This is a genomic window from Streptomyces sedi (assembly GCF_006335015.1).
Classification (GTDB): Bacteria; Actinomycetota; Actinomycetes; order Streptomycetales; family Streptomycetaceae; genus Streptomyces; species Streptomyces sedi.
Genome location: NZ_VDGT01000012.1, coordinates 214,799 through 222,143, shown reverse-complemented (window position 1 = coordinate 222,143; position 7,345 = coordinate 214,799). Strand labels below are relative to the sequence as shown.

Sequence of the window (7,345 nt, the reverse complement as noted above, 5' to 3'; positions counted from 1 at the left end):
GGAGCCCGGAGCCCGGAGCCCGGAGCCCGGAGCCCGGAGCCCGGAGCCCGGAGCCCGGAGCCCGGAGCCCGGAGCCCGGAGCCCGGAGCCCGGAGCCCGGAGCCCGGAGCCCGGAGCCCGGAGCCCGGAGCCCGCTTATGCCGTTACTCGGCGCGCCCCGGCGGTAGTTCGGGATGACCGTGGGCGCTAGGACGGCTCGGCCGCTCCGCGCGGTGGTCGGCGCGGAAGCGGCCCGGTGGAGAACGTTCCCCCAGGAGCGCACGATCGCCGTGGTCGCGCGGACGGTCACCTCGGTCGTCCGTGTCCTGGAGACGCTGCCGGCGGTGGTGCGCGGGGATCCGCGGATCGCGGTGGTCTTCGCCCACGATCCGGCTTCCGCCTTCCAGGACGGCGTGTTGCGGCTGCTGGAGGAGAACGACTGCCGTGTGCTGCCCGCCTCCCGGTTGGCGGAGATCCGCCCCGATCTGATCCTCTCGGCCAGCGAGAACGTCCCCGCCGAGACGGGCTCCTGCCCCGTGTTGGTCCTGCCCCACGGCGTCGGCTTCCAGAAGCTCGTGCCCGCACGGCGGGGCTCCGGTGTCAGGGTCTCGGGCGTCGTCTCGGACCGGCTGCTGGAGTCCGGGCGGGCGTGGCTGGCCCTCTCGCATCCGGACCAGCGCGCGCAGTTGGAGGAGAGCCACCCCGCCTCCAGGAACAGAACGCTGCTGCTCGGCGACCCGTGTTTCGACGAGTTGAGGGCGAGCCTCCCCCGGGCCTCGGCCTTCCGGCGGAGGCTGGGGGTGCCGGACGGCAAGCGGCTGGTGGTCCTGAGTTCGACGTGGGGTCGCGCTTCGCTGCTGGGCGACGACCCGCGCCTGCCAGGGCGGGTGCTGGCACGGCTGCCCTTCGACGAGTACCGGGTGGCGGCCATACTGCACCCCAACGTGTGGGCCGCGCATGGAAGTTGGCAGATACGTGCCCTGCTGGCGCCGGCGTTGGACGCCGGGCTGCTGTTGATGCCGACCGTGCACGCCTGGCGGGCCGCGTTGGTCGCGGCGGACGTGGTGGTCGGCGACCACGGCTCCGTCACCCTCTACGGCGCCGCGCTCGGCAAGCCGACGCTGCTCGGGGCGTTCGGCGCCGGCGAGGTCGTGCCGGGAACGGCCGTGGACCTGCTCGGCCGCGCGGCTCCCCGGCTGGACGGCCGTCGGGACCTCATCGCCCAGCTCGAACTCGCCCTGCGCGAGCAGGGTCCCGAGCACTACGCCGAGGTGCGGGACGCCGCGTTCGCCGAGCCGGGGAGCGCCGTGTCACGCCTGCGTTCGGCGGTCTACCGCCTCCTGGACCTCGCCGAACCACCCTCGCCACCGCCCCGGGGGACCGTGTCGGTGAGCGGACCACGCGCCACCGAGGTCAGGTCGTGGCTGGTCACCACCTCGCTGTCGACGCGGGAGGGCCACACCGTGGTGACCACGCGCCGCCACCCGGCACCGGCCGTCGAGGCGCACGAAGAGGCGTACGAAGGGGTCGTGCCCGAGCACGGCCCGGTCCGGCACCTGGCCAGCCGGGAGGACGAGCCGGACGAGCGCCTCGTCGAGAGCGCGTCCGTCGTGCTCGGCGAGGAAGCCGCCCGGGACGAGCGGGCGGCCGGCGACTGGATCGCCGCCACTCTCCGACGGCTGCCGGGCAGCCTGGCCGCAGCCGTGGCGCTCGCCTCCCCCGGCCGTCACCTGGTGGGCCTGCGCGACGGCCGGCTCGTCGAGGCGTCCGGCGACCTCGGCCCCGAGGAGACCGGTCTCGTGGCCGCGCTCGTCTACGCCCTGCTGCGGGCCGAGGCAACGCCTGACGGCCCGTTCCTCCTCCGGTCCACGCCGCGCCGCGTCCGCCCCGTGCGGCTGCGGATAAGCCCGCCGGCCCGGGCGCCGCGCTAGCCGTTCACGCCGCCGCCGTCCAGCCGGTCCCGCCACCGAGCGAGACGCCCGGCCTCCGGGTGACCCGTCTCCTCCCAAAGCCCCGCCGCGCGGGCCACGTACTCCCGCACGGTCGCCTGGTCTCCCCCGGTCCGTTCCACCAGCCGGGCCAGGCGCACCAGCGTCTCGGCCTCGTAGTGTCCGGCCTCGGCCGCCCGAAGCGCGTCAGCCGCCCGGCGCAGCACGGCGACCGCCAGGGCGTCGTCGCCGAGATGCCCGTGCACGGCGCCGATCGCCGCCTCGGCCCGGGCCGCCATGCGGAGGTCGTCCAGCGCGAGCAGCTCGGCGTGGGCCCTCTCCAAGGTGGCCTGGGCGGCGAGGTGTTCACCGGCGGCGTCCTGGGCGCACCCCAGGAAGAACGCCGCGATCGCCGCTCCCCGCTCCTCGCCGGCCTCCTCGTTCAGGGTGAGGGAACGCCGGTAGGCGTCGATGGCGCGAGGCGGCTCGTGCCGGTCCCAGTACCGTCCGAAGAACTCCGCGACGGAGGCGCGCAGAACGGTGTGACCCGACAACTCGGCGCAGCGCTCCGCCCGTTCGAGTTCCGTCCGTGCCCGCTCGTCCTCGTCGAGGTCCAGCAGCGGGCGGGAGAGCAGGCTGCGCAGCCTCGCCTCGGCCGCCACCTCTCCGGCCTCGGCCGCCGAGTCCGCGCCGAGCAGCAGGGTTTCCCGCCAGGCGCGCACGTCCCGGCGGTGCAGGAAGAGCGCGGTGAACGCCTCGGCCAGTGGCCACACCCACGCGTGGAGTCCGGCCCGGTTGGCCTCCCGCAACACGGCCAGCACCGTGTCGCGCTCCGCCACCAGCCAGGCCAGCGGGGGCGGGGCGGAGGGGCCCGTGAACGGATCGACGGACGCGTCCAGCAACTCGGTCAGCCGCGCGATCCGCAGCCGGTCGGCGCGGATCGCCCGGTCGGCGAAAGCGGTCAACGCCAGAAAGTGCGTGGTGACCCGCTCGACCAGGACCCGGCGCGCGCCCTCCGGTTCCTCGGCCTCGGCCCGCTCACGGGCGTGGAGACGCACCAGGTCGTGGAAGCCGTAGCGCCCCTCCTCCGTCACGTTCAGCAGGCCCGCCCGCGTCAGCGCGTCGAGCAGCCCGAGGGCCTCCTCCGCGTTGGTGCCGAGCGCGGCGGCGGCCGTGCCCCCGTCGAACGTGCGCGTCGGCAGCCAGCCCAGGACCCGGTAGGCGTGCGCCTGCTCGGGCGCGAGCTCACGGTAGGCCGTCGCTAAGACCACGGACACGGAGTTGCCCCTTCCGTCGGACAGACCTGCCAGTCGTTGGTTCTCGTCCTCCAGCTCCGCCGCCAGCGCGCCCCAGGTCAACCGCCTGTTGCGCCGCAGCCGGGCCCCGAGCACCCGCAGCGCGACCGGCATCCCGGCGCCCAGCTCCACCAACCGCACGGCCGCGTCCCGTTCCCCCTCCGGGACGGGACGGCCGGAGAAGTCGGACAGCAGCTGCACCCCGACCTCCGCGTCCAGCGGCTCAAGCGCGAGCAGCTCCGCGCCGTCCAGGGCCAGCTCCTCCATGTCCTGGTTGCTCGTCACCAGAAGCAGGCTCCCCGCGTCCCTGGGCAGCAACGCGCGGACGTGCGCGGGCTGTTGCACGTCGTCCAGCAGGATCAGCAACCGCTTGCCCGCCGTGCGCGAACGCAGCTCGTTCGCGCGCTCCGCCAGCGTGTGCGGCATGTACGCGTCCGCGACGCCCAGCGCGCGCAGACACATCGCCAGCGCCTCGGAGACATCGGCCCCCAACCCGTCCCGGAGACGGGCGAAGTCGACGAAGATCTGGCCGTCGGGAAAGGCGTCTCCCACCGACCGGGCCCAGTGGCACGCCAGCGCGGTCTTCCCCATCCCGGGCAAGGCCCTGAGCACCACCGGACGCGGCGACGCCCCCTCATCCCGACGCTCGTCCAAGAGCTCGTTCAGCCGACCGGTCTCGGTCCGACGGTTCCTGAAACGGCCCGAGAACGACGGCACCTGATCGGGGCGCACCCCCGGTGCCCGTGGCTCCTCACGCACCTGGAACGTGACCCCGCCGTGGATCTGCCCCACCTGGAACGCCGGCCCGTTGACCACCCCGGACAGATCGTTCCGCACGGACGGCGCCCCCGCCCCGCTCTCCGACCCACCACCCGCCACGGTGCCCCCTCAGCTCACGACTCGTCAGCAACGACGCACACGCCAGTATCGCCCATCCCCACGGCGTCCCCGGCCGAACCCGCGCGGGCGGGGCGGACATCGCGGCCCGGGCAGGGGATGGCGAGGACGGCGTCGACGCCTTCCCGGCGAACCCCACGCCCGCGCGTCTCGACGGCGTACCCGGCCGGGACACACGCCCGGCCGCCACGTGCCGCGCGGCCCCCTTCGGTGGCTGTCGTTCGCGGGCGTCAGGAGCTACCGTTCCTGCGGTCGTAGGCCTCACGCGCGGCCACTATGCGTTTCCGGTTGCCCGCCGCCCAGGCGGCAAGCGCGGCCAGCGGCTCGTGCAGCTCCCTGACCATGTCGGTCGCGGCGTACTCCACCCGCGGTGGCACCGTGGGGTAGACGGTGCGTTCGATGAGGCCGTCACGCTCCAGATTGCGCAGAGTCAGCGTCAGCATCCGCCTGCTGATGCCCTCGATGGACCGCTCCAACTCGGTGAAACGGACCGGGCCGTCGACGACCGCGACGATGATCTGGACGCTCCACTTCCCGCCGACACGATCGATGATCTCCCGAATAGGGCATGCCTCACTCCCGTTGACCTGCTCGGACACACGCATGTGACTCTGTGACATGAAAGTGCCTCCTTCCGTGACACTCCATAGTCACAGACCATGTCCTCTGTAACAAGACGTGCGCCAGGGGTGACCTGGCCCTAAGGAGGCAACGCGAATGTCCGCATCGGAATCGGCGACCACGCCGCCAGGCAGCGGTCCCCCCGCCTCGCCGGGGTTGCGGCGAGGATGGGTGCTCGCCCTCGCGGTCGTCTCGGGCTTCATGCTCATGCTCGACGTCACGGCGGTGAACGTCGCGCTGCCCAGCCTGCGTGACGATCTGGACGGCAGCTTCACCGACATGCAGTGGGTCATCGACAGCTACACGCTGACCCTCGCCGTCTTCCTGCTCACCGCAGGGTCGCTCGCGGACCGACTCGGCCGCAAGCGCGTCTTCCTCGTTGGCTTCCTCCTCTTCACCCTGGCCTCCCTGCTGTGCGGCCTGGCCTGGGACATGACGAGCCTGAACGTCGCGCGGGCGTTCCAGGGAATCGGTGGCGCCGTCCTGTTCGCGGTCGGGCCGATCCTCATCGGCCAGGAGTACCACGGTCTCGAACGCGGCAAGGCTCTCGGCATCTTCGCCGGGGGCTCCGGCATGGGCATCGCCCTCGGTCCGATGATCGGCGGCGCCATCACCGACAGCACGAGCTGGCGGTGGATCTTCCTGGTGAACGTGCCGCTCGGCATCGCCGCCGTCCTGCTGGGCAACCGTTACGCCAGGGAGTGGCGCGACACCAGGGCCCGCAGCATCGACTGGCTCGGGCTCGTCGTCTTCTCGGCCGCGCTCGCGATGCTCGTCTTCGCCATCTTGCGTGGCGAGTCGGATGGTTGGGGCAGCGCCCGCATCATCGGCCTCTTCGCCGGCTCCGTGATTCTGCTGGCCGTCTTCGCCCGCATCGAGGCCGTGCGCAAGGACCGGGCGATGCTGGACCTGTCGCTCTTCCGGGTCCGAAGCTTCAACGGCCTCGCCACGGTGAGCCTGTTGCTGACGGCCGCGGCGATGGGCGCCATCTTCCTCATGCTCGCCTACATGCAGAACGAGCTGGGGCACTCGGCCTGGGACACCGGACTGCGCTCGATGCCGCTCTACGTGGCGATGTTGATCACCGGCGGGGTCGCGGGCGTGCTGACGGCCAGGACGTCACCGCGTCACCTCATGGTGTGCGCGGGCGTCGGCGTCTCGGCCGGCCTGCTGCTGATGGCGCCGTTCCTTGAGGGGGACAGCGACTGGACGGCGCTGATCATTCCGATGACCGTCCTCGGACTCGGGTTCGGCTTCTACAACCCGACGCGTGCCGCGATGGCCATCAGCGTGGTCGAGCCGAGGAAGACCGGCATGTCCAACGGCATGAGCGAGACCTTCCAGCAGGTGGGCATGGTACTCGGCATCGCGGTCATGGGTGCCGTCTACGAGGCCCGGGTGAGCGAGCACTTCGGCCAGTCGGCGGTGGCCGAGCGACTCGGTGAGTCCGCCCACGACTTGGGCGAGCTGGTCGCCGTCGGCCAGGCCGGTACGGTGTTCGAGTCTCTGCCCGGCGGCACCGCCGCTGCCGCGTCGGAGGCCGCGAGCGCGGCGGTCGCCTCGGGGCTCGGCGACGTGATGGCCGTGGGCGGGATCGCTGCGGCCGTCGGCACGTTGGCGGCCATCGTCCTCATCCGCCGCAGGGACATGTACGAAAGTACACCGGAGGACCTGGCGCTGTTCGAGGACCAACGCGCCACCCCCGCCCCCGACTCGTCCCTGGCCTCCTGACCCGGGTGCGGCACTCCGTACAGGCCGAGCCGCCGACGGTGCGGGGGGCGCGCTCCGCCGCGACCGCGGGCGGAGGCTTCGGCGGCGCCTCAGCCGCGGCGGGGTTTGCGGCGCTTGGCGGCGCCCCGGCCGGCCGCCTTGGGGGCGCCCGCGCCGCGGCGAGGCCGGCCCCGGCCGGCTGTTCCGCCCTGGGCGCCACCGGCGGCGCCCTTCGCCTTCGGCTTCGGCTTCGGCTTCGCCTTCGGCTGGGGCGGGGTGGGGCGGCCTCGGGAGCTGTTGACCGTTCGGCCGCGGACGATGCCGATGAACTGCTCCATCAGCTCGGTGGTCCGGTCCTCCCGCCAGCACAGCCCGACGCCCGAGACGGGCACCTCGGTCAACGGGCGGTAGGTGAGATCCTTGCGATGGTGCAGGCGGGCGAGCGACTGGGGGACGACGAGCAGCCCCACCCCGGCCGCCACCAGCTCGACCGCGTCGGCCGTCGTCGCGGGCCGCTCGAACGCGGGGCGGCCCGGGGGCCGCTCCCAGGCGAGGGTGTCGTCGAGCGGGTGGAGAACGATCTCGTCGGCGAGCTCCTCGGCCGTCACCTCGTCGACCGCCGCCACCACGTGGTCCTTGGGGACGACGACCACCGTCGTCTCGGTGTAGAGCGGGATCACGCTCAGGCCGGTGCGGTCCAGGGGGGAACGGGCGAAGGCGGCGTCGAAGCGGCCTTCCCGCAGCAGGTCGGACGCCTCCGCGTCGGGCACGCCCGTGAGGACGAGGGGAACGTCCGGCATCCGCTCGTTCCAGATCCGCACCCACTTGGTGGGCGTCACGCCCGGAACGTAGGCGAGCCGGAACGAAGGGGACTCTTCGGCGCCTGTCACCTCGCAAGGCTATCCGGTGGCGTTC

The 7,345-nt window shown here is 73.1% G+C and carries 5 protein-coding genes; 2 read left to right on the top strand and 3 right to left on the bottom strand.

The annotated features are described in order from the left end of the window. Window positions 1–173: 173 nt before the first annotated feature. Window positions 174–1,910 carry a hypothetical protein gene (locus FH715_RS17445; RefSeq protein WP_139646314.1) on the top strand — a complete coding sequence of 579 codons (1,737 nt, stop codon included), beginning with the start codon at window positions 174–176 and terminating at the stop codon, window positions 1,908–1,910. Here the strand turns inward: FH715_RS17445 and FH715_RS17440 are convergent. Both FH715_RS17440 and FH715_RS17435 read right to left on the bottom strand, forming a co-directional pair. Continuing rightward, window positions 1,907–4,039, bottom strand: coding sequence for an NB-ARC domain-containing protein (locus tag FH715_RS17440; RefSeq protein ID WP_246108810.1), 2,133 nt, complete (start codon window positions 4,037–4,039; stop codon window positions 1,907–1,909). The two genes, FH715_RS17445 and FH715_RS17440, sit on opposite strands and share 4 nt — an antisense overlap. 290 nt (window positions 4,040–4,329) lie before the next feature. Then, entirely contained in the window at window positions 4,330–4,719 is a 390-nt protein-coding gene (locus FH715_RS17435; RefSeq protein ID WP_139646311.1) for a winged helix-turn-helix transcriptional regulator, read from the bottom strand. 97 nt (window positions 4,720–4,816) lie between these two features. Between FH715_RS17435 and FH715_RS17430 the strand changes: the two genes are divergently transcribed. Continuing rightward, entirely contained in the window at window positions 4,817–6,451 is a 1,635-nt protein-coding gene (locus FH715_RS17430; RefSeq protein WP_139646310.1) for an MFS transporter, read from the top strand. An 89-nt stretch (window positions 6,452–6,540) separates the two neighbouring features. On the opposite strand, the gene FH715_RS17425 is transcribed toward FH715_RS17430, so the two are convergent. Then, window positions 6,541–7,320: a LysR family transcriptional regulator substrate-binding protein gene (locus FH715_RS17425; protein WP_139646308.1), complete on the bottom strand. Its 780-nt coding sequence runs from the start codon at window positions 7,318–7,320 to the stop codon at window positions 6,541–6,543. Window positions 7,321–7,345: the final 25 nt, after the last annotated feature.

Excerpts from the sequence above, each read along its gene's own strand:
- FH715_RS17445 (WP_139646314.1), top strand. The coding sequence starts at position 174 with ATGACCGTGGGCGCTAGGACGGCTCGGCCGCTCCGCGCGGTGGTCGGC.
- FH715_RS17435 (WP_139646311.1), bottom strand. The coding sequence starts at position 4,719 with ATGTCACAGAGTCACATGCGTGTGTCCGAGCAGGTCAACGGGAGTGAG.
- FH715_RS17430 (WP_139646310.1), top strand. The coding sequence starts at position 4,817 with ATGTCCGCATCGGAATCGGCGACCACGCCGCCAGGCAGCGGTCCCCCC.